Here is an 18,702-nt window from a genome sequence, read left to right as displayed (position 1 = left end):
TCAGCTCTCCAGCATCCGCACCGAGCGGATGCTGCGCACCGGCAGCGTTCGCTCCACGTCGGCGGCGCGGTCGCGACCGCGCAGGCGGCCGCCGCCGAGCCCGGATGCCTCCAGCGTGAGCTCCCGGCTTGAACCGTCGGGCATCGCCACCTCGACGACCACGAGTGCGCGAGCGCGGACTGCTGCATCCAACTCGCGGTCGAGCCAGGCGGCATCCGCATCCGGCCCCTGCCGGGCGCGCAGCCGTGCGATCAGCGGCGCGTACGACGGCTCGTGCGGGCCCTCGGCCGGTGCCAGCCGGGTGCGCGAGGCGGCCACCGGGATCCCGTCTCGATCCACCAACGTCGCCGGGTAGCGGGCGTCGGTCAGCGCCCAGGTCACGGTCTGCGCACCGACCCGCGACACGAGCACGTCGCCATCGCGCACCAGGCCCATCGGGCGCAGGTTGCGATCGATCTCGATCGCTTCCAGTAGATGGTCGTCAGCGCTCGACACCACCGTGCCGCCGGTCGCGTCGGGGCCGACTCGCACCAGGCCATGACGCGCCGCCGTCTGGGCGAGCAGGTACTCCAGGGGTTGCGGGACGCCGGTCAGCGACACCTCGCGCAGGAACTCGAGGATCCTCTGCTCGGTCTCACCTTCGGCCAGTGCACGAGCGAGGGCATCCGCCGTGAAACGGTACGACGACGCCTGCGCCGCCGACTCGTGTTCGGTCATCGCCCGCAGCCGGTTGTCGAGTGCCGGCACCAGGGGGCCCGGCGCGATCGCGGTGAGGTCGTTCTGCAGGAACAGCCGGTCCACCTCGGTCGGCAGGAGTGCTTCGAGCGCGCTCGTGTCAACGGCTGCGCCGGTGCGCAGCGGCTCAGCCCACTCGGGTTCGGTGCCGTCCTCGGCGAGTAAGCCCAGGTGCTCGGCGAGCCGCTGCAGCTGCGCGGCCCGCGCCGGCCAGGCCGGGTCCCAAGGATGCGCCTGCGGCCAGTGCGCCGCCGGAAGCCACCCGTTCGCGGAGCGGATGCCGCGCGGCAGAGCCGCCCGGAAAGCGTCGGCGACCTGCGCCCATCGCGGTCCGAACGAGGCAGTCAGCCACTCCTCGGCGCCGGCGGTGAGGCGCAGTTCGCGGTCGACCGGACGCACGAGCCCGGCCATCTCGGCGAGCATCCGAAGATCCTCGACGTTGCCGGCACCGGCGAACTGTCGCCGCTCCGAGGCACTCAGCGCGCCGGTCGCCACCAACGACAGCGGTGCGGAACGCGTCGCAAGCAGCAGATCGGCCACCGCGCCGATGGTCGTGAAGGCGCGTTCCGCGGCGCGTGCGGCGACGGCGTCGGATGCCCTCTCCACGGTGGTCTGCGCGGGGTGCGGCACCGGGCCGCGGGCCGTCACGGCGGCGGTGACCGGTGCCGGTGCGCGGCCGTCGGCGTCCAGAAGCGCGAGATCGTCCAGGGCGGCCGGAGCTGTGGCATCCGATGATCCGGCGACCGCCGCGTGCACCGTCTGTGCCTCAGGCAGAGTGAGTGCTTCGAGACCGCGATCGATCGACGCGGACTCGAGCAACGCCTCGGCCGCGTCGAAGAAGTCCTCCCACGCGACGTCCGGGCGCACCCCCCTGATGCGCAGCAGCCGTTCCAGCTGCGCATCGCTCGCCGCGGCGAGCCGGTCGGCCAGCGGGCGTGCGTGGGTGCTCATCGGGGCCGCTTGTTCTCAGGACCGCTTGTTCGCGCGTCCCTTGCGCACGAAACTGATCGTCAGCAGCGCGATGATCATCACGAACGCCAGCGGCAGACCGAACAGGGGGAGCGCCGCGACGAACGGCCAGACGCCGCTGCCGAACGACTCCTGATCCATGCCGGTGGACGTTCCGATGATGATCGCGAAGAAGCTGATGATGGAGGCGGCGGCGAGGCCGAGCGCCCCGTACGCCAGGAATCGTTCCAGGCTGCCGGTGCGTGGTTCGGGGCTCTGCTCATGCGTGCTCATCCTTCTCAGCGTATCGCCTGCGGCTCACCGGCAGACGGGTAGGCTGGAGGCAGTCGCGCGCCGCGCGGCTTTTCATCATTCTTCAGTGAGGTTCTCGCATGCCCACCGGCAAGGTCAGGTTCTACGACGACGAGAAGGGGTTCGGCTTCATCGCAGGCGATGACGGTCAGGACGTCTTCCTGCACGCCTCGGCCCTTCCCGAAGGCGTCGCGGTCAAGAAGAACTCGCGCGTCGAGTTCGGTCTCGCCGATGGTCGCAAGGGGCCGCAGGCGCTGTCCGTGCGCGTGCTGGACGCCCCGCCGAGCCTGGCGAAGGCCGCACGCAAGAACGCCGACGACATGGCCGTCATCGTCGAGGACCTGGTGCGTCTGCTCGACGAGATGGGCGGAGCACTGCGCCACGGGCGCTACCCCTCCCCGGCCCAGGGTCGCAAGATCGCTGCCGTGCTGCGCAAGGTCGCCGATGACCTCGACGCCTGACGAACTCGCCGCGGCGACGCGAGAGCTCGCCCTGGCCGCGCTGCACGAGATCACTCCTGCAGCGACTGTCGGCCCGCCCGCCGGGTACAGCGTCGACGACTCGGGCGCCGTCTCACTGCGCTTCGAGAACCGTCTCTCCGGGTATCCGGGGTGGTACTGGACGGTCAGTGTCGCCCAGGTCGACGACGCGGAGCCCACCGTGCTCGAGGTCGAGCTCATGCCGGGCGAGGGTGCGCTACTGGCACCGGACTGGGTGCCGTGGGCTGAGCGCCTGGCCGAGTACCGTGCACATCAGGCGGAACTCGCCGCGCAGGGCGCAGAGTCGGATGCTGACGAAGAAGACGCCGACGACGATGACGCCGACCTCGACGACGTCGACGACCTCGACGCGTCGGACTTCGACGAAGACGGCTCGCCGCACCTGCACGGCGGAGATCTCGACGGCGTCGACATCGACGAGCTCGATGAGGATGACGCTGATGAGGCGGACGACGAGTCCTGAGCCGTGCGTCTGCCGAGCCCCGCGCTCTGAGCCTCGCGCTCTCTGACGACTGAACCGCTCGCTCACTGACGAACTCGCGCACTCACGACGAAAGAGCCCCGCCCGCGGATCGATGGTCTGCGGGCGGGGCTCTGTGTTGAAGTCAGGTCTGGATCAGCCCTGCTGCGCAAGCACGTAGTCGATCGAGCGGATCAGCTGCCGCACGTCATCGGGCTCGATCGCCACGAACGTCGCCACCCGCAGCTGGTTGCGGCCGAGCTTGCGGTACGGCTCGGTGTCGACGACCCCGTTCGCGCGCAACGTCTTGGCGATGGCTGCGGCGTCGATGCTGTCGTCGAAGTCGATCGTGACGACGACGGGGGAGCGGTCGGCCGGGTTGGCGACGAACGGCGTCGCGACGTCGGATGCGCTTGCCCAGTCGTACAGCAGGCCGGAGGACTCCGCGGTGCGGTCAGCGGCCCAACTGAGGCCTCCGTTGCCCAGCATCCACTCCAGCTGCGAGTCGAGCAGGTGCAGGGTGGTGAGCGCCGGTGTGTTCAGCGTCTGGTTCAGGCGCGAGTTGTCGACCGCGTTCTTCAGGCTGAGGAACTCGGGGATGTATCGGTCCGAGGCGGCGATGCGTTCGATGCGTTCGATGGCAGCCGGAGACATCGCGGCGAACCAGATGCCGCCGTCCGAGCCGAGGTTCTTCTGCGGTGCGAAGTAGTACACGTCTGCCTGCGTGGCGTCGAAGTCGATGCCGCCGGCCGCGCTGGTCGCATCGATGACCGTCAGTGCCCCGTCGGCGGCGACGCGCTGTACAGGGGCGGCGACGCCGGTGGAGGTCTCGTTGTGTGGCCAGGCATACACGTCGACGCCGTCGACGAGCTCGGGCGTCGTCGCGGTGCCCGGCTCTGCCTGGCGGACGTCGGGTGCCTCCAGCCACGGGGCGGCGGCGGCCTTGGCGAACTTGCCGCCGAACTCGCCGAACACGAGGTTCTGGCTGCGGCGCTCGATGAGGCCGAATGCCGCGGCATCCCAGAACGCCGTGGAGCCACCGTTGCCGAGCACGATCTCGTACCCGTCCGGCAGGCGGAACAGGCTCGTGAGACGCTCTCGGACGCTGCCGACGAGGTTCTTGACGCCCGCCTGGCGGTGCGAGGTGCCCAGCAGGCTCATGCCCACCGAGGACAGCGCCTCGATCTGCGCGGGGCGCACTTTGGACGGACCACAGCCGAAGCGTCCGTCGACGGGCAGGAGTTCACGGGGGATCTCGATCGCCATGCTGTTGATTGTATGCCGCATGGGAAGTGCCATCCGTCGTGTGACGAGCCGCTGACGACCGCCGGGAAGGTAGGCTTGCCTAACACGCTTCGGAGGGCCCGCATGACCGATTTGATCGACACCACAGAGATGTATCTGCGCACCATCCTCGAACTCGAGGAGGAGAACATCGTGCCGCTGCGCGCACGCATCTCGGAGCGCCTCGGGCACTCCGGTCCGACCGTCTCGCAGACGGTGGGGCGCATGGAGCGCGACGGCCTGGTCGTCGTGTCCGAGGATCGGCGCCTCGAACTCACCGAGGACGGTCGCCGCAAGGCCGTCGACGTGATGCGCAAGCACCGTCTCGCCGAGCGCCTGCTGTCGGATGTCATCGGTCTGGACTGGGCGTACGTGCACGACGAGGCGTGCCGGTGGGAGCACGTGATGAGCGAGCAGGTCGAGCGCCGCTTGGTCGAACTGCTCGGGCATCCGACCGAATCTCCCTACGGCAACCCGATCCCCGGTCTCGACCAGCTCGGTGACGTCGCCACGCCGGCGTTCGACGAGGGCGTCATCGGCTTGGTCAAGAAGCTCGACGCCGAGGGTGGCCCCATTCAGGGCACCGTGCGCCGTCTCGCCGAGCCCGCGCAGGTCGACCCCGAGCTTCTCGAGCAGTTGCGCGAGGCCGGTGTCGTGCCCGGCGCAACAGGCGACTACCGCTACAGCGAGGGGTACGTCCTGATCCGTATGGAGGGTCGGGAAGAGGGGCTGGAGCTTCCGGTCGAGCTCGCATCGCACATCTTCCTGGTGCAGTCAAAGGCCTGATCAGGACTTGTTTTTCGGTCGGTGGAGCGGATTGCCAGGTTCTGAGGGTGACAGAAACGTTATCGTCCGGTAGCCTCGGTGAAGTCGTCGGCGCAGAAGCCCGCCGGTGACGATCGCGAGGATCGCCTCCCCGGTTCATCGTCCTCGCGAGCAGTTCGCACAACGTGCCGTGTCATACGTGCCCGAGAATCGACATTGCTGATGAACCGGCGCTTTACCCGAGCGCGGAGGCGCAGGAGGACACCCTTTTGGCCGCAGATATCGTCACGACCGAGACAGCTGAAGACAAGAAGTCCGTACGGGCGCGCGTATCCGACGCACGCCGCGCGAGCGTCAAGCCGATGCGAACGGTCGCGATCTTCGCGGCCGTGAGCGCGCTGGTCGCCGCTGTCGCACTTCCCGCCTACGCGGCGACTAACCCGGTCACAGACCAGGCAACCACCCTGCAGCAGATGGCTGTGAGCGATGCGCAGTCGCTCGTTGTCGCCTCAGAGGCCACCGCAGCGCCCCTGGAGCGCGGTGAGTACTCGGCGACCACGCCGGACGAGATCGCGAAGAAGAAGGCCGAAGAGGCAGCCAAGGCCCGTGCCGCAGCCGCCGCTCGTGTCGCCGCGGCCAACAACAGCGGCGCTGCGATCAGCGATGCCGACCTCCGGCTGGCAGCTGCCGGCTCGGGTGCGGTCCGCTATCCGGTTCCGCAGGGCTCGTACTACGTCAGCCGCACCCTCGGCAACGGTCACAACGGCGCCGACATGGTCGCCCCTGCGGGTACGCCGATCTTCGCGACGGCCAGCGGAGTCGTGCGCATCTCGTCCGAGGGCTACTACGGCTACGGCGTGGCCATCGTGATCGACTCGGTCGTCGGCGGCCAGCGCGTGTCGACGCTCTACGCGCACATGATCAACGGAAGCCGCGCCGTGCAGGCGGGGCAGACCGTCGAGGCCGGCCAGTTCATCGGCAAGGTCGGTAACACCGGTCGCTCCTACGGCGCTCACCTGCACTACGAGGTCAAGGTCAACGGTTCGCTCGTCGAGCCGATCAGCTGGCTGCGCGCCAACGCTTCCTGACCCGACACGTTGCCGCGGTTCATCTGCGGTTCGCCTTCTGGTCAGGGCGATGGGCTAGCCTGTACGCGTCGTCGTACAGGCAGGAGAAGCAGATGGAACCGATACCGGGCATCCGAACCATGGATGCGCACGGCCATCGGAGCCATCTGCACCGTCCGCAGGGACGGTTCGGTTCCGCCGAGCGCGAATGGCGCTGTCGCTAGACAGCGCCTTTTTCGTCTCTGCCCTCATCTGCCGCCCGTGCGACGTCGTGTGAGTCGAGAGTGCCGGGAAGCCATCCCGGCGGATCGAAGGGATGACGACGATGCGCACACTGGTACTGAACGCCGGATATGAACCGCTCACGGTGGTCTCGTTCAAGAGAGCCCTGGTCCTGGTCATGAATGACAAGGCGAGCGTGATCGAGCACGTGGAGAACGACCCCGTTGTGGCCGGACGCAACGCCTACGACAGACCCGTCGTGATCCTGCTCACCCGCTATGTGCGCGTGCCGTCGACGCGCAGAGTGCCGGTGACGCGTCGCGGCGTGCTGCGTCGCGATGAGCACCGGTGCGGCTATTGCGGCAAGTCTGCGGCGACCATCGACCATGTGCTTCCCCGTTCCCGTGGGGGAGGGAACAGCTGGGAGAACCTCGTCGCCTGCTGCCTGAGGTGCAACAACGCCAAGAGCGATCGCACGCCGCAGGAGATGGGCTGGGCGCTGCGAGTGACGCCGCGGCAACCGCGTGGTACGTCGTGGACGCTGCGGGGCGCGGAGCGAGGAGACCCGCGGTGGGAGCCGTATCTGGCGCTTGCGGCCTAGCCGTTCGGCCGACGCATTGCTGGTGCCCTCGACAGGATTCGAACCTGCGACCTGCCCTTTAGGAGAGGGCTGCTCTATCCAACTGAGCTACGAAGGCGCACGGCAAGTCTAACCGTGTCGGATCGGCGACGAGAGCGCGAGAGGGCGCCGGGAACAACCCGGCACCCTCTCGGCGTCGTCAGTGAGCGGCGTTGTAGGCGTCCACGATCTCGGCGGGAATGCGCCCGCGCTCGGAGACCTCGTGGCCCTGCTCCTTCGCCCACGCGCGGATCGCGGCGGAATCGGAGTTGCGTGCCGCACGGCGGCGGGGGGTCGATGCGCGGGCTCCAGACGCCGACGACCGGCGTCCCGCTTCGATGTACGGCGCGAGCGCGACACGCAGCTCCTCGGCGTGAGCAGCCGTCAGATCGATCTCGTAGGCGGTTCCATTCAGAGAGAAATGAATGGTCTCGCCCTCGCCGACCTCGAGCAGTGTTCCGTCGATGTCGTCAACCAGTTGATGCACAATTCGTCGAGCCATGCAGGTCACACTATTCCGACATCTCGGAGGTGGCAATACGCCACGCGCATTGATGTCAGAGAATTGCGTCGCCGACGATCTCGAATTCGACGAATCAATTCAGCCGATCGATTCAGGGCAATAGGCCGAGACGGCGGGCTCGGGTCACAGCCGCGTGGCGCGTTGACGCATCGAGCTTCGACATCGCCGCACCAAGGTACGCCTTGACAGTGCCCTCGCGCAGGCTGAGCTGGGCAGCGATCTGTGCGTTCGTCGATCCCATCGCGGCACACGAGAGCACATCAAGTTCGCGTCGCGAGAGGTGCACGGTCTGCACCGGTTCGGTCACGGGCTCTGCCTGGGTCGCGGCAAGTCCCAGCAGCCGCCGTTCGACGGACGCGATCCGACCGCGTAGCGCGTCATCGGTGAGCAGCGCGGCGATGCTGCGCAACTCGGCGAAGCTCTCGCGCAGGTCCTCGCGCTGCGTGGCGTCCAGCACCGGGGCCGGTGCCATCTCGCGCACGCGTCGCTCTACCTCGTCGCGCACCCGCAGCTCGGTGCCGATCCGTTGCACGACGCCCATGGCGGGAGCCGTCGTGACTCCGCCGATCTGAGACTCCTCCCACGCGCCGGCGTAGAGGACGCCTCGGGGGCGGCCATCGACGATGATCGGCAGCGCCAGCAGAGTGCGCAGGCCTTCGCCCAGCACGTACACGTCGTAGTCGTGAGTGATCTGTCGGGAGGTGCGGTAGTCATTGGTCATCCGCGGACGCAACTCGATCATCGCTCGTCCGCCCAATCCGCGCTCGGGCCGGACGCTCAGTCCGTCCAAGCTGCGCGTGCGGTTTCCGATGATGTTGGTCACCGACACGGTGCCGTGATCGATGAGTCCGCCGAATGCGACCGGGAAACGGGTACAGCGAGCCAGCTCGCGCACCCCCTCGGCGACGAGCTGCTCGACCGGTTCGCACCGTGCGATCGTGCTCAAACGACTACCAACTTTCGGGGGTGACGACCCCGTCCACCCATTTCGTAGCGTCGACCCTATCACTCGCGCGGCACTGCCGCGTGGCAATGGACATGCGGCAAGGAGGCCTCATGACAGATCGAATCATCGATGAATCCGGTGGCGGAATCGACTACATCGCGGTGGAGGAATCCGAGAGGTTCCAGGGACTCAAGCGCATGCAACGGTCATTCATCTTCCCGCTCGCGGCGTTCTTCCTGCTGTGGTACTTCGCCTATGTACTGCTCGCCGCATTCGCTGCGGACTTCATGAGCCAGCGCGTCTGGGGCGACATCACGGTCGGACTGATTCTCGGACTCGGACAGTTCGTCACGACATTCGCGATCACGATGGCGTACGTTTCCTTCGCGAACCGCAAGCTCGATCCGGTGGCGAAAGAAATCCGTGAGGACCTGGAGCGGGCGGAGGTCGCGAAATGACCGAGATTACGTATGCCGCCGCGAGTTCGCAGAACGATCCCGTTCTCAACATCGCCATCTTCGGCGCATTCGTCGCCGTCACACTCTTCATCGTGATCCGCGCCAGCCGCAACAACAAGACGGCGGCTGACTACTACGCGGCCGGCCGCTCGTTCAGCGGCACGCAGAACGGATTCGCGATCGCGGGCGACTATCTGTCGGCCGCGTCCTTCCTCGGAATCGTCGGGGCGATCGCCGTGAACGGCTACGACGGGTTCCTGTACTCGATCGGGTTCCTCGTCGCATGGTTGGTGGCCCTGTTGCTCGTCGCAGAGCTGATGCGCAACACCGGCAAGTTCACCATGGCCGACGTGCTCGCGTTCCGGCTCAAGCAGCGTCCCGTGCGGATGGCGGCTGCGGTGACAACCCTCGCCGTGTGTTTCTTCTACCTGCTCGCGCAGATGGCCGGCGCCGGCGGGTTGGTCTCACTGCTGCTCGGCATCGACAGTCGCGTCGGGCAATCGGTCGTGATCGCGATCGTCGGTGTGCTGATGATCGTGTACGTGCTCATCGGAGGTATGAAGGGCACCACGTGGGTGCAGATCGTCAAGGCGGGCCTGCTCATCGCGGGCGCCGTCGGGATGGCGCTGTGGGTGCTCGCCCTGAACGGGTTCAGCTTGAACACGCTGTTGGAGGCCGCGGTGGCGCAGTCGCCTGACGGTGAGAAGGTGCTCGGCCCGGGCCTCAAGTACGGTGCGAACCCGATCGACTTCATCTCGCTGGGCATGGCGCTGGTGCTCGGCACGGCCGGGCTGCCGCACGTGCTGATGCGCTTCTACACCGTGCCGACGGCCAAGGAGGCGCGCCGATCGGTCGTGTGGGCGATCTGGCTGATCGGCCTGTTCTATCTGCTGACGCTGGTGCTCGGCTACGGCGCCGGTGCACTGGTGGGTGGCGAGACGATCCTCAGCGCTCCCGGAGGCGTCAACTCGGCCGCACCCCTGCTGGCACAGGCGCTGGGCGGCCCCGTGCTGATGGGCTTCATCTCGGCGGTGGCTTTTGCCACGATCCTGGCGGTCGTGGCCGGCCTCACCATCACGGCGGCGGCATCGTTCGCCCATGACATCTATGCGAACGTCATCAAGCGCGACAAGAACGGAAAGGTGACGGCCGACCCGAACGGCGAGGTCAAGGTCGCTCGGCGCACCGTCATCGTGATCGGCGTGCTGGCGATCCTCGGCGGCATCGGCGCCCAGGGGCAGAACATCGCCTTCCTCGTCGCGCTGGCCTTCGCGGTGGCCGCCAGTGCGAATCTGCCGACCATCCTCTACTCGCTGTTCTGGAAGAAGTTCAACACCCGTGGCGCGGTGTGGAGCATGTACGGAGGTCTGCTGGGAGCGATCGGTCTCATCGTCATCTCGCCGGTGTTCTCGGGTTCGGAGACCTCGATGGTCCCCGGTATCGACATCGCGATCTTCCCGCTGAGCAACCCGGGGATCATCTCGATTCCGCTCGGATTCTTCCTCGGCTGGCTCGGTACCGTGACCGCCAGGACGAAGGAGTCGCGTGCGCTCGCCGCCGAGATGGAGGTGCGTTCGCTCACCGGCTTCGGTGCGGAGAAGGCGGTCGATCACTAGACGACCGCGCGTGGCGCGACCAGCGCCCACCGACCAGCGGACCCCGGCGGCCTACTCGCCGGGGTCCGCTGCGTTCACGATCCCGAACCCGTCTCACGTTCGAGGTCGAGGAGGAAGCGCTTGCGCTCGGGGTGGGAGCCGTACTGGCCCGGCGACCCGTCGGAGCGGATCACGCGATGCACCGGCACGATCACCGAGAACGGGGTGAGTCGGCACGCGGTGCCCACGGCCCGCGCCGCACCCGGGCTGCCGGCGGTCACGGCCACCTCGCCGTAGCTCATCGTCTCGCCCCACGGAATCGTGCAGATCGTCTGCAACGCCGCGCGGGCGAACCCGTCGATCAGCCGCCAATCGAACGCGATGCGTTCGTCGAACCGAATCGGCTCGCCCTCGAAGTAGTCGGCGACCAGATGTGCGAGCTCGTCGGCGGCGCCCGGGTCGTGCCGCAGCGGTACACCCAGGCGGCGGCCGAAGCTCTCGATCAGCCACGGCACGCTGGGGTCGTCCGTCTCGGAGAGATCGAAGCCGACGACGCCGGTATCGGAGAACACCGCCAGCGCATCGCCGAACGGTGTCGGAACGTAGTCGTGTCGGAAGGTCATGACCCCATCATCGCGTCGGGCACGGACGGCGTGGTCCCGAGTGCCGCTGTCGGTGGAGAACCGCACGAGAGTGCCGATTGTGGAGGAGAAGTGGGCGCGGGGGCCGGGAAACGCCGTGTACCGGCCAGAAATACGAGGCACGGCGCGTGCGCCGCTTAGGCTGGCCATGTGTGGCGACGAGATACGAAAGGCGCCGAGGATGCCGGAGCTGAACCCACGGTGAGACTCGGCGATCTGAGCGACTCCGCAACCGGCGTCGAGATCGCGCACGCTGCCGAGACGTTGCGCGCGAGTCTGCGCGCCCAAGCCGCCGACCTCGGCGGGTCCTCGCCGCTCGTGACCTTCGTCGAAGCGCCCGACGCCGGCATCGACATCTCCACAGCGCACCCCGGAAGCCTGCCGCAGTTCATCACGGGGCGCTCGACGCTGCTGTCGAACCTCTTCCGTGATGAGGTGGGGTTGCGCACCGCGCGCCTCGCCGCCGAGCGCATCACCACTCGCGGTGCGGAACTGCGCGCAGTGCGCGGCATCGACGCGGTGCGACTGGCCGTCGGGATCGCGCGTTGGAGGCTCGGTGGCGTCGACTTCGCGGCTCCGGTGCTGCTACGCCCCCTTGCCATCCGGCGGCACCACGCCGACTTCGAACTCAAACTGTACGGTGCGTTCGAAGTCAACCCAGAGCTCGTGCGGGTCGCACGTGAGCACTTCGGTATCGATCTGGATCCGGCCGGGCTCGCCCGTCTCGCGTACGACGGCGGGATCTTCAAGCCGCAGCCGGTGATCGACCGGCTGCGCACGTTGACCCAGTCCATCGATACCTTCGCGGTGCACCCGCGCCTGATTGTCTCGACGTTCGCCGACGTCGCCGGACCGATGGTGCGCGACATGGTCGACCTCGACCACCCGGTACTCAACGCGCTCGGCGGCCACGCCGATGATCGTGAGCAGGCGAGGGCTCGCCGCGAGGCGCCCGCCGTCACCGATCCGGACGACCGGGCACCGGCATCCGAGACCCTCCTGCTCGATGCCGACGCCGAACAGGAGGCGGTGCTCGCGCGCATCGCGGCCGGGCATTCGCTGGTGGTGTCGACGCTGCCGGGAACAGGCGGTACCCAGACCGTGATCAACGCGCTGGGCGCCTTCGTGCGTGCAGGCAAGCGTGTGCTCGTGGTCTCGGCGCGCCGATCCACGCTCGACGGGGTGGCACACCGGCTCGCCGGTGTCGGACTGGAGGGGCTCGCTGTCTCGCCGGGAGCCGTGCGCCGCGACCTCATCAAGGCCATCGGACGCAACGAGAAGGCGACCAGGCCGAAGGCCACCGAGATCGACGAGGCGCTCGTGCGCCTGCGCGCCGTGCTTCGCGACTACCGTGCCGCCGTCACCCAACCGGTGGGGCGCACGGGGGCATCCGTCCTCGATGCCACACGACAGCTGACCCGACTCGCCCTGCACGCGGTCCCGCCGTCGACCGGCGCGCGCCTGTCGATGGACGCGCTGGAGCGCCTCTCCGGCGATCGCAGTGATGCAGCGCAGGCGCTGACCCGCGCCGCACGACTGGGCGAGTTCCGGTTCGGACCCGATGATTCACCCTGGTACGGCGTCAGCTTCGACAGCGCCGAGAAGGCGCAGCACGCGCACGAGCTTGCCGGGCGGTTACACACCGCGGCCGTTCCTGCCGTGCTCGAGCAGGGGTACGAGCTCATCGCCCAGACGAGCATGCGTCCGTTCTCGACGATCGACGAGCTCGGCGAGTACGTGCGTCTGCTGCAGGGCGTTCGGGACTCCCTCGATCACTTCAGCCCGACCGTCTTCGAACGCCCGCTGGGCGAGCTCATCCGTGCCTACGGCTCGCGGCGTGACGCTCCCGGGATGTCGGCGGCGAACCGGCGACGGCTGAAGAAGCTCGCTCGCGAGTACGTGCGTCCGGGCGCTCACGTCACCGAGATGCACGAGGCGCTGCTGCGCATCCAGCAGCAGCGCACGCAGTGGCAGCGCTACGTAGAGGCCGGCGTCGCACCGCAGGTACCGCTCGGACTGTCGGATGTGCACGCCGCATGGCAGCGGGTGTCGGCTGAACTCGCTGAACTCGACACCGCCCTGGGGCGCAAGGAACCGCTATCGGCGCTGCCGGTGGCACGTCTGGTGCGCACGCTGTCGGGGCTCGCCGCGCGTTCGGCGGTGTTCGACAACCTGATCGAGCGCACCGAGATCCGCGACGCGCTCACCGATCTCGGTCTGCGCCCGTTGCTGGCCGACCTATCGGTGCGGCACGTTCCCGAAGAGCGCGTGGCGGACGAACTGGAGTTCTGCTGGTGGCAGTCGCTGCTCGAACGCGCCCTGCAGGATGACCGTTCACTGCTCGGCGCCAACACTGCGGTCGTCGATCGGCTCGAGCGCGATTTTCGTCTGGTGGATGAGGCGCACACGGCGATGGCCGGTCCGTTGCTGGCCTGGAACCTCGCGAACCAGTGGCGGATCGCCATCGTCGACGAGCCCGCGCAGGCCGCGAACCTGCGTCGTGCGCTGAAGGGCGGTGAGGCCACACCCGCCGAGATCGTGTCGGCCGCGCCCGACCTGGTGCGGGTGCTCGCCCCGGTCTGGATAGCTTCGCCCTACGAGGTTCCCGAGATCCCCGACTCCGTGGATTTCGACGCGGTCCTGCTGGTGGACGCCGCGGCCGTCAACCTCGCCGAGGCGGCACCGGCCATCCGTCGTGCCCGTCAGATCGTCGCGCTCGGTGACCCGGTCACGCAGCGTCCGACGCCGTTCGACGTCGCGACGCTGCCGGCGGCGGATTGGGAACGCGAGGTGGACTTCGACGATGTCTCGGCCTTCGAACGTCTCGCCGATCTGTTCCCGGTCGTCACGCTCACCCGCAGCTACCGCGCGGGTGGCGAGGACTTGGCCGAGCTGATCAACGATGCCTTCTACGGCGGTGAGATCGTCTCGCTGCCGTGGGCGGGGTCATATCTGGGTCGGGGAAGCCTCACCGTCGACTACGTCGAAGGCGGAGTGGGGATGCCCGACCCGCGCACCGGCGCGGTCGAGAGCCCCGATGCTGAGGTCGCCCGGGTCGTCACCCTGGTGGTCGAGCACGCGGTGCACCGGCCCACAGAGACACTGATGGTGGTCACGGCGAGCCGGCGTCACGCCGAGCGCGTGCGCACCGCCGTCGCCGCGGCGCTCGCCGGGCGATCTGACGTCTCGGACTTCGTCGGACGCGACACGGCCGAGCCATTCGCCGTGTTGACGCTGGAGGAGTCGGTCGCCGAGAGCCGTGACCGTGTGGTGTTCTCTCTGGGCTACGGGCTGACTCGTCATGGCCGTGTGCTCAGCGACTTCGGTGACTTGTCGCAGGAGGACGGCGACCGTCTGCTCACGGTCGGTATGACGCGGGCCCGGCGCTCCATGGTGATCGTCTCGTGCATCCGCCCGTCGTCCTTCGATGAGGGGCGCCTCGCGCACGGCGCGGCCACGCTCATGTCGATCCTCGGCGGGCTCGCGTCGCGTAGCCGCGACGCGCGCCTGGAGGACCTCGCGGATCCGCTCACGCTGGCTCTGGCACGCGAATTGCGCCGGCTCGGCGCCGCCGTCGACGTCGACTACCGCGGGCTCCTGCCGCTGGTCGCGCAGCACGACGGTCGTGCCGTGATCATCGAGTCCGATACCGAGTTGGGCGGCGAGTCGCTGCGTGAGAGCCTGCGGCTGCGCCCGCAGGTGCTGCGCCGACTGGGATGGCACTACGTGCGCGTGCACGCCTTCGACCTGTACAGCGACCCGGTGACCGTCGCACGGCGCGTGGCGACCGTGCTCGGCATCGGCGAAGACACGGTGCGTGCCGACAACGACACGCAGCCCCTGGATATCGATGACTGACCAGCCGCGCCAGCGCATCGTGCGCGTCGCGGGCGCGCGTCGCGCGAAACTGACCGCGGTCGAGGGGGCGACGAGCGAGCCTCACACCCCGAGCGAGCGCACCGCCGCGCCGAAGGGCGCGAGCGGACCCAATGACGAGCGGATGCTGCGCGACGTCCCTCCGCACTACTGAGCAGGCTGTCTCGCGGGGCGGACCTGCCGCGAGATCGTGTGCCGGAACGACGAAAGCCCCGCATCGAGAAGGAGCGGGGCTTTCGCGGACGGTTCGTTCAGTCGTCGGCGTTGTGGCGGCGCAGGGCGTCGCGGATCTCGATGAGCAGCTCCTGCTCGGTTGGGAGGGTCTCTTCCTCAACGGCGGGGTTCTTCGCCGCCTGGCGCTCCTTGTACTTGTTCATCGGCACGACGAAGACGAAGTACACCACGATCGCGACGGCGAAGAAGCTGATGACCGCCGAGATGAGCTCACCGATCGGGAACGTGACCGGCTGGCCGTAGAGCCCGGTGACGGTCCAACCGACGTTGCCGGCCTCATCCGCCTGGAAGAACAGCTCGACCAGCGGCGTGATGATCGCCGAGACGACGGCGTTGACGATCGCGGTGAAGGCGCCACCGATGACCACCGCGACGGCCAGGTCGATGACGTTGCCCTTGGTGATGAACTCTTTGAAACCCTGGATCATGATTCCCCCTGTGTGTGAGACCTGGGCCGGGTGCGCGAGGCCTATGCCGGGCTCTTCGAGGCCGCAGGAGCGGCACTGCTCGAAGAGGCCGACTTCGATGATGCCTGATCGGCCTTCGCAGCGGGAGCATTTCCCCGCGAGTCGGTGCGGTAGAACCCCGCACCGTTGAAGGTCACGCCGATCGAGCCGTACTGCTTGCGCAAGGCACCACCGCACTCGGGGCAGATAGTGAGCGCGTCATCCGAGAAGCTCTGCACCGCGTCGAAACGGTGCTCGCATGCGGTGCAGGCGTAGGCATAGGTGGGCATGGGGCTCCCTGTCAGTTGCGCGCAGGGGAGAACGTGATGGTCTGCGTCGGGGTGACGACGCCGTCCACCGGCTGATCGTGCATCTCGCGCGGCAGCGAATCGAGTACTTCCGAATCATAGATGACCGCGTAGACGGGTGGGCATTTCTCCATCGACCCGAGCGTCTTGTCGAAGTAGCCGCGCCCCCAGCCCAACCGGGTGCCGTCGCGGTCGACGGCGGCTGCGGGGATGAGCATCAGGTCCACGTCGCCGACGGCGATCGGGCCGAGCACCTCGCCGGTCGGCTCGAGCAGCCCGAAGAGCCCCTCGGCGACGTCGTCGGCATCGCCGGCGACGGCCCAGTCCAGCAGGCCGTCGGCCCGGGTGATGGGGAGCAGCACACGGATGCCTCTTTCGAGCGCCCCCTGCAGGAACACCGCCGTGCTGGGCTCGCTGACGGTGGAGAGGTAGCACGAGACGGACTGCGCATCGTGCACGGCCAGCAGCGCATCCAGTTGCGCGGCCAGGCCGGTAGCGGCGTCCTCGCGTTGCGCGTCGGAGAGGAGCTGGCGGCGCTCGCGCAGTTCGGCGCGCAGGGCCCTCTTGTGCTGTTCTGCTTCGCTCGACATGGCATCGAGCATACGGGCACGTGCGTCGCGGGCATCCGCCTTCTCCGAGGATCCGCGCAACAGCGCGGCTATGCTGAGCCGCATGGCGAAGATGACGGCGGTCGTTCCCACGTCGGGATCGGGAACGCGGTAGGCGTCCGACGATGATCCTCCCCTCGGAACCGCTGCCCGCCCTGCAGTACGATCGCGTGGCGTTGCGCCTGGTGCGCGTCCGCGACGCCCGCACGCTGCAGCGGGAATTGCTCGCCAATCGCTCCTGGCTGCAGCCGTGGGAGGCGACGATCCCCGGTGGCGTCGCCACTTTCGACATGCGCGTCAGCATCCGCCGCCTGCTCCAGCAGTACCGCGACGGTGGGGGCTATCCGTTCGTGATGGAGTACGACGGTGAGATCGCCGGGCAGCTCAACATCTGGGGCGTTGCGCGCGGCTCGTTGGCCTCGGCGACGATCGGGTACTGGGTGAGCGAGCGCTTCGCGGGCCGCGGCATCACGCCGACAGCGGTCGCCCTGGCGACGGACGCCGCGTTCGAGCAGTACGGCCTGCACCGCATGGAGATCTGCATCCGACCGGAGAATGTGGCGAGCCTGCGGGTCGTGCAGAAACTCGGCTTCCGATACGAGGGTCTGCGGCGCCGGTACATCCACATCGACGGCGATTGGCGTGACCACTATGCGTTCGCGTTGACGCGCGAGGACGTGCCCCGTGGCGTGCTGGCGCGCTGGCTGGCAGGTGACGCTCCGGAGTCGGCCGCGATGATCGCACCTGGGGATCTCCCGCACGTCTGAGCATGTCGTGACGACACGCGATCGAAAGTTGGGCTGGCCTGCGGCTGGTCGCCTACCGTGGTCTGTATGGACGGGCCGGTGCTGAGTGGGGGCGTGATCGTACTGGTCGCGGTGCTGCTCTGGGCGCTGTACTTCCTGCCGAGTTGGCGGGGCCGTCATCAGTACTACGCGGCCGAGCGCAATGCGGTGCGTCTCAATCAGGCGCTGCGGGTGCTCGCCGAGACCAGCGAGACTCCCGAAGAAGTCCGCCTCGAGCTGACCGCCCGCACCGCCCACGCACAGCAGAAGCTGGCCAAGCGCGTGCAGGCAGAGAAAGAGAACGCGCGTCTGGAGATGCTTCGTCAGGAGCTCGCGGCGGCGCGACAGGATCCACTCGTCCGGCAGGCGCGTGCGCGCCGACGTGTACGTCTGGCGGCGAGCAGCATGCTGGTGCTCGGACTGACGCTTCTGGCCCTGGGGATCTGGCCGCTCATGGCGAACGGCTCTTGGCTGGCGGCAGCCAGCGGACTGGCCCTCATGGTTCTCGGTGTCACCGTGCTGGCCCGCATGGCGCGCGTCGCCCGCCGTGCGGCGCGCCGCGCGCGCCCGCACATCGTCGCCGCCGATGCGGAACGCGTGTCGCCGCCGCTTCACGACCAGGGCCCCGCCTACTGGACGCCGCGCCCGCTGCCGCAGCCGATGGTCACCGTCGCCGGCTCACGTGCGCAGAGCGCTCGGGCCGAGGCGGATGCCCAGGATGAACGCCGTCGTTCGGCTCAGCGCGAGGAGCTGCGCCGCCGGGCGGAGGAGATCGCACCGCCGGCACCGGCCGAGCTACCCGCGGCACGTGTTGAGGCGGAGTCGCCGTACGCGCGCATGGGTGTGATCGATGACGCTGAGATCGAGGCGCACGTGCGCGAACTGCTCGCTCGTCGATCCGCAGGCTGAACGCGTGATATTCTGACTGAGTTCACGGGCCTATGGCGCAGTTGGTAGCGCGCCTCGTTCGCATCGAGGAGGTCAGGGGTTCGAATCCCCTTAGGTCCACAGGACACAGAGGGCCCTCCCCACGCTCAGCGTGGGGAGGGCCCTCTTCGTTGTATCGGAGCGCCTGGCTGCAGAGCGCCGGCTCACGGGGGAGCGCGCGACACGCCCGGGTGCGGGGGTGATTTGCCGGGATGCCCGGATCCACGTAAATTATTACTTGTTCGCCCCAAGCGGTTGAGCGGAAAGCCTCCGGGCTCAGCTCCCCTCCAAGTAGCGAACAAGTCACCTCCACTTCATCCTCGGATGAACGGCCCCGTGTCGGAGAGCGTGACGGTTCCGCCCGGAGTCGATTTGACAGTCGGGTCGGGATGATTATGATTGTGAAGTTGCCTTGCGCGTCTGGCCTTTGTTGGTTGGTGTGT

At 68.2% G+C, this 18,702-nt stretch carries 20 protein-coding genes and 2 tRNA genes; 12 read left to right on the top strand and 10 right to left on the bottom strand.

What is annotated here, in order from left to right:
• A complete protein-coding gene (locus ACLD0U_RS10100) occupies positions 1 to 1,686 on the bottom strand; it encodes a helicase-associated domain-containing protein (protein WP_410340557.1) in 1,686 nt (561 codons plus the stop codon).
• Positions 1,687 to 1,701: 15 nt separating this feature from the next.
• Positions 1,702 to 1,977 (bottom strand): multidrug ABC transporter ATPase, encoded by a 276-nt coding sequence (locus ACLD0U_RS10095; RefSeq protein WP_179410219.1) that lies wholly within the window; start codon positions 1,975 to 1,977, stop codon positions 1,702 to 1,704.
• A gap of 98 nt (positions 1,978 to 2,075) precedes the next feature.
• Here ACLD0U_RS10095 and ACLD0U_RS10090 point away from each other — a divergent pair, with 98 nt between their 5' ends.
• Positions 2,076 to 2,456 (top strand): cold-shock protein, encoded by a 381-nt coding sequence (locus ACLD0U_RS10090; protein ID WP_179410220.1) that lies wholly within the window; start codon positions 2,076 to 2,078, stop codon positions 2,454 to 2,456.
• Complete coding sequence (locus ACLD0U_RS10085; RefSeq protein ID WP_410340556.1) at positions 2,440 to 2,958, top strand: DUF3027 domain-containing protein; 519 nt, start codon at positions 2,440 to 2,442, stop codon at positions 2,956 to 2,958. Before ACLD0U_RS10090 ends, ACLD0U_RS10085 begins: the two co-directional genes overlap by 17 nt.
• Positions 2,959 to 3,111: 153 nt before the next feature.
• Here the strand turns inward: ACLD0U_RS10085 and serC are convergent, their stop codons facing one another.
• Complete coding sequence (gene serC, locus ACLD0U_RS10080) at positions 3,112 to 4,221, bottom strand: phosphoserine transaminase (RefSeq protein ID WP_410340555.1); 1,110 nt, start codon at positions 4,219 to 4,221, stop codon at positions 3,112 to 3,114.
• Between the two features lie 102 nt (positions 4,222 to 4,323).
• Here serC and ACLD0U_RS10075 point away from each other — a divergent pair, with 102 nt between their 5' ends.
• The 3 genes from ACLD0U_RS10075 to ACLD0U_RS10065 all read left to right on the top strand — a co-directional run bounded on the left by ACLD0U_RS10075 (position 4,324) and on the right by ACLD0U_RS10065 (position 6,894).
• Positions 4,324 to 5,025 carry a metal-dependent transcriptional regulator gene (locus tag ACLD0U_RS10075; RefSeq protein WP_179410223.1) on the top strand — a complete coding sequence of 234 codons (702 nt, stop codon included), beginning with the start codon at positions 4,324 to 4,326 and terminating at the stop codon, positions 5,023 to 5,025.
• 248 nt (positions 5,026 to 5,273) lie between these two features.
• A complete protein-coding gene (locus tag ACLD0U_RS10070; RefSeq protein WP_224818779.1) occupies positions 5,274 to 6,092 on the top strand; it encodes a M23 family metallopeptidase in 819 nt (272 codons plus the stop codon).
• 304 nt (positions 6,093 to 6,396) lie between these two features.
• Positions 6,397 to 6,894 carry an HNH endonuclease gene (locus ACLD0U_RS10065; RefSeq protein WP_179410224.1) on the top strand — a complete coding sequence of 166 codons (498 nt, stop codon included), beginning with the start codon at positions 6,397 to 6,399 and terminating at the stop codon, positions 6,892 to 6,894.
• A gap of 20 nt (positions 6,895 to 6,914) precedes the next feature.
• On the opposite strand, the gene ACLD0U_RS10060 is transcribed toward ACLD0U_RS10065, so the two are convergent.
• The 3 genes from ACLD0U_RS10060 to ACLD0U_RS10050 all read right to left on the bottom strand — a co-directional run bounded on the left by ACLD0U_RS10060 (position 6,915) and on the right by ACLD0U_RS10050 (position 8,381).
• Positions 6,915 to 6,991 (bottom strand) — tRNA-Arg (locus ACLD0U_RS10060).
• An 81-nt stretch (positions 6,992 to 7,072) separates the two neighbouring features.
• Positions 7,073 to 7,414, bottom strand: coding sequence for a histone-like nucleoid-structuring protein Lsr2 (locus ACLD0U_RS10055; RefSeq protein ID WP_179410225.1), 342 nt, complete (start codon positions 7,412 to 7,414; stop codon positions 7,073 to 7,075).
• Between the two features lie 112 nt (positions 7,415 to 7,526).
• On the bottom strand, positions 7,527 to 8,381 hold the full coding sequence (locus ACLD0U_RS10050) for a LuxR C-terminal-related transcriptional regulator (protein ID WP_206551608.1): 855 nt from the start codon (positions 8,379 to 8,381) through the stop codon (positions 7,527 to 7,529).
• A gap of 110 nt (positions 8,382 to 8,491) precedes the next feature.
• Here ACLD0U_RS10050 and ACLD0U_RS10045 point away from each other — a divergent pair, with 110 nt between their 5' ends.
• On the top strand, positions 8,492 to 8,839 hold the full coding sequence (locus ACLD0U_RS10045; protein ID WP_179410227.1) for a DUF485 domain-containing protein: 348 nt from the start codon (positions 8,492 to 8,494) through the stop codon (positions 8,837 to 8,839).
• A complete protein-coding gene (locus ACLD0U_RS10040; RefSeq protein WP_410340554.1) occupies positions 8,836 to 10,455 on the top strand; it encodes a cation acetate symporter in 1,620 nt (539 codons plus the stop codon). Before ACLD0U_RS10045 ends, ACLD0U_RS10040 begins: the two co-directional genes overlap by 4 nt.
• A gap of 74 nt (positions 10,456 to 10,529) precedes the next feature.
• On the opposite strand, the gene ACLD0U_RS10035 is transcribed toward ACLD0U_RS10040, so the two are convergent.
• The gene (locus ACLD0U_RS10035) at positions 10,530 to 11,057 is read right to left on the bottom strand and encodes a methylated-DNA--[protein]-cysteine S-methyltransferase (protein WP_410340553.1); all 528 of its coding nucleotides are present in this window, start codon (positions 11,055 to 11,057) and stop codon (positions 10,530 to 10,532) included.
• A 168-nt stretch (positions 11,058 to 11,225) separates the two neighbouring features.
• Between ACLD0U_RS10035 and ACLD0U_RS10030 the strand changes: the two genes are divergently transcribed.
• Both ACLD0U_RS10030 and ACLD0U_RS10025 read left to right on the top strand, forming a co-directional pair.
• Positions 11,226 to 14,933, top strand: coding sequence for an AAA family ATPase (locus ACLD0U_RS10030; RefSeq protein WP_410340552.1), 3,708 nt, complete (start codon positions 11,226 to 11,228; stop codon positions 14,931 to 14,933).
• Positions 14,926 to 15,105, top strand: a complete 180-nt coding sequence (locus ACLD0U_RS10025; protein ID WP_179410230.1) for a hypothetical protein — start codon at positions 14,926 to 14,928, stop codon at positions 15,103 to 15,105. Before ACLD0U_RS10030 ends, ACLD0U_RS10025 begins: the two co-directional genes overlap by 8 nt.
• A gap of 97 nt (positions 15,106 to 15,202) precedes the next feature.
• Here the strand turns inward: ACLD0U_RS10025 and mscL are convergent, their stop codons facing one another.
• The 3 genes from mscL to ACLD0U_RS10010 are packed head-to-tail and all read right to left on the bottom strand — an operon-like array spanning position 15,203 to position 16,529.
• Entirely contained in the window at positions 15,203 to 15,613 is a 411-nt protein-coding gene (gene mscL, locus ACLD0U_RS10020; RefSeq protein WP_410340551.1) for a large conductance mechanosensitive channel protein MscL, read from the bottom strand.
• Between the two features lie 41 nt (positions 15,614 to 15,654).
• Positions 15,655 to 15,921 carry an FmdB family zinc ribbon protein gene (locus tag ACLD0U_RS10015; RefSeq protein ID WP_179410232.1) on the bottom strand — a complete coding sequence of 89 codons (267 nt, stop codon included), beginning with the start codon at positions 15,919 to 15,921 and terminating at the stop codon, positions 15,655 to 15,657.
• 11 nt (positions 15,922 to 15,932) lie between these two features.
• On the bottom strand, positions 15,933 to 16,529 hold the full coding sequence (locus ACLD0U_RS10010; RefSeq protein ID WP_179411795.1) for a 5-formyltetrahydrofolate cyclo-ligase: 597 nt from the start codon (positions 16,527 to 16,529) through the stop codon (positions 15,933 to 15,935).
• A gap of 143 nt (positions 16,530 to 16,672) precedes the next feature.
• On the opposite strand from ACLD0U_RS10010, the gene ACLD0U_RS10005 reads away from it, so the two are divergent.
• The 3 genes from ACLD0U_RS10005 to ACLD0U_RS09995 all read left to right on the top strand — a co-directional run bounded on the left by ACLD0U_RS10005 (position 16,673) and on the right by ACLD0U_RS09995 (position 18,340).
• Positions 16,673 to 17,314: a GNAT family N-acetyltransferase gene (locus ACLD0U_RS10005; RefSeq protein WP_410340550.1), complete on the top strand. Its 642-nt coding sequence runs from the start codon at positions 16,673 to 16,675 to the stop codon at positions 17,312 to 17,314.
• Positions 17,315 to 17,380: 66 nt separating this feature from the next.
• Positions 17,381 to 18,241, top strand: coding sequence for a hypothetical protein (locus ACLD0U_RS10000; RefSeq protein WP_410340549.1), 861 nt, complete (start codon positions 17,381 to 17,383; stop codon positions 18,239 to 18,241).
• A gap of 26 nt (positions 18,242 to 18,267) precedes the next feature.
• Positions 18,268 to 18,340, top strand: a tRNA-Ala gene (locus ACLD0U_RS09995).
• Positions 18,341 to 18,702: the final 362 nt, after the last annotated feature.

It is taken from the genome of Microbacterium sp. 2216-1, from assembly GCF_046507855.1.
GTDB classification, from domain to species: Bacteria; Actinomycetota; Actinomycetes; order Actinomycetales; family Microbacteriaceae; genus Microbacterium; species Microbacterium esteraromaticum_C.
This window is presented reverse-complemented; position numbering and strand designations above follow the sequence as displayed.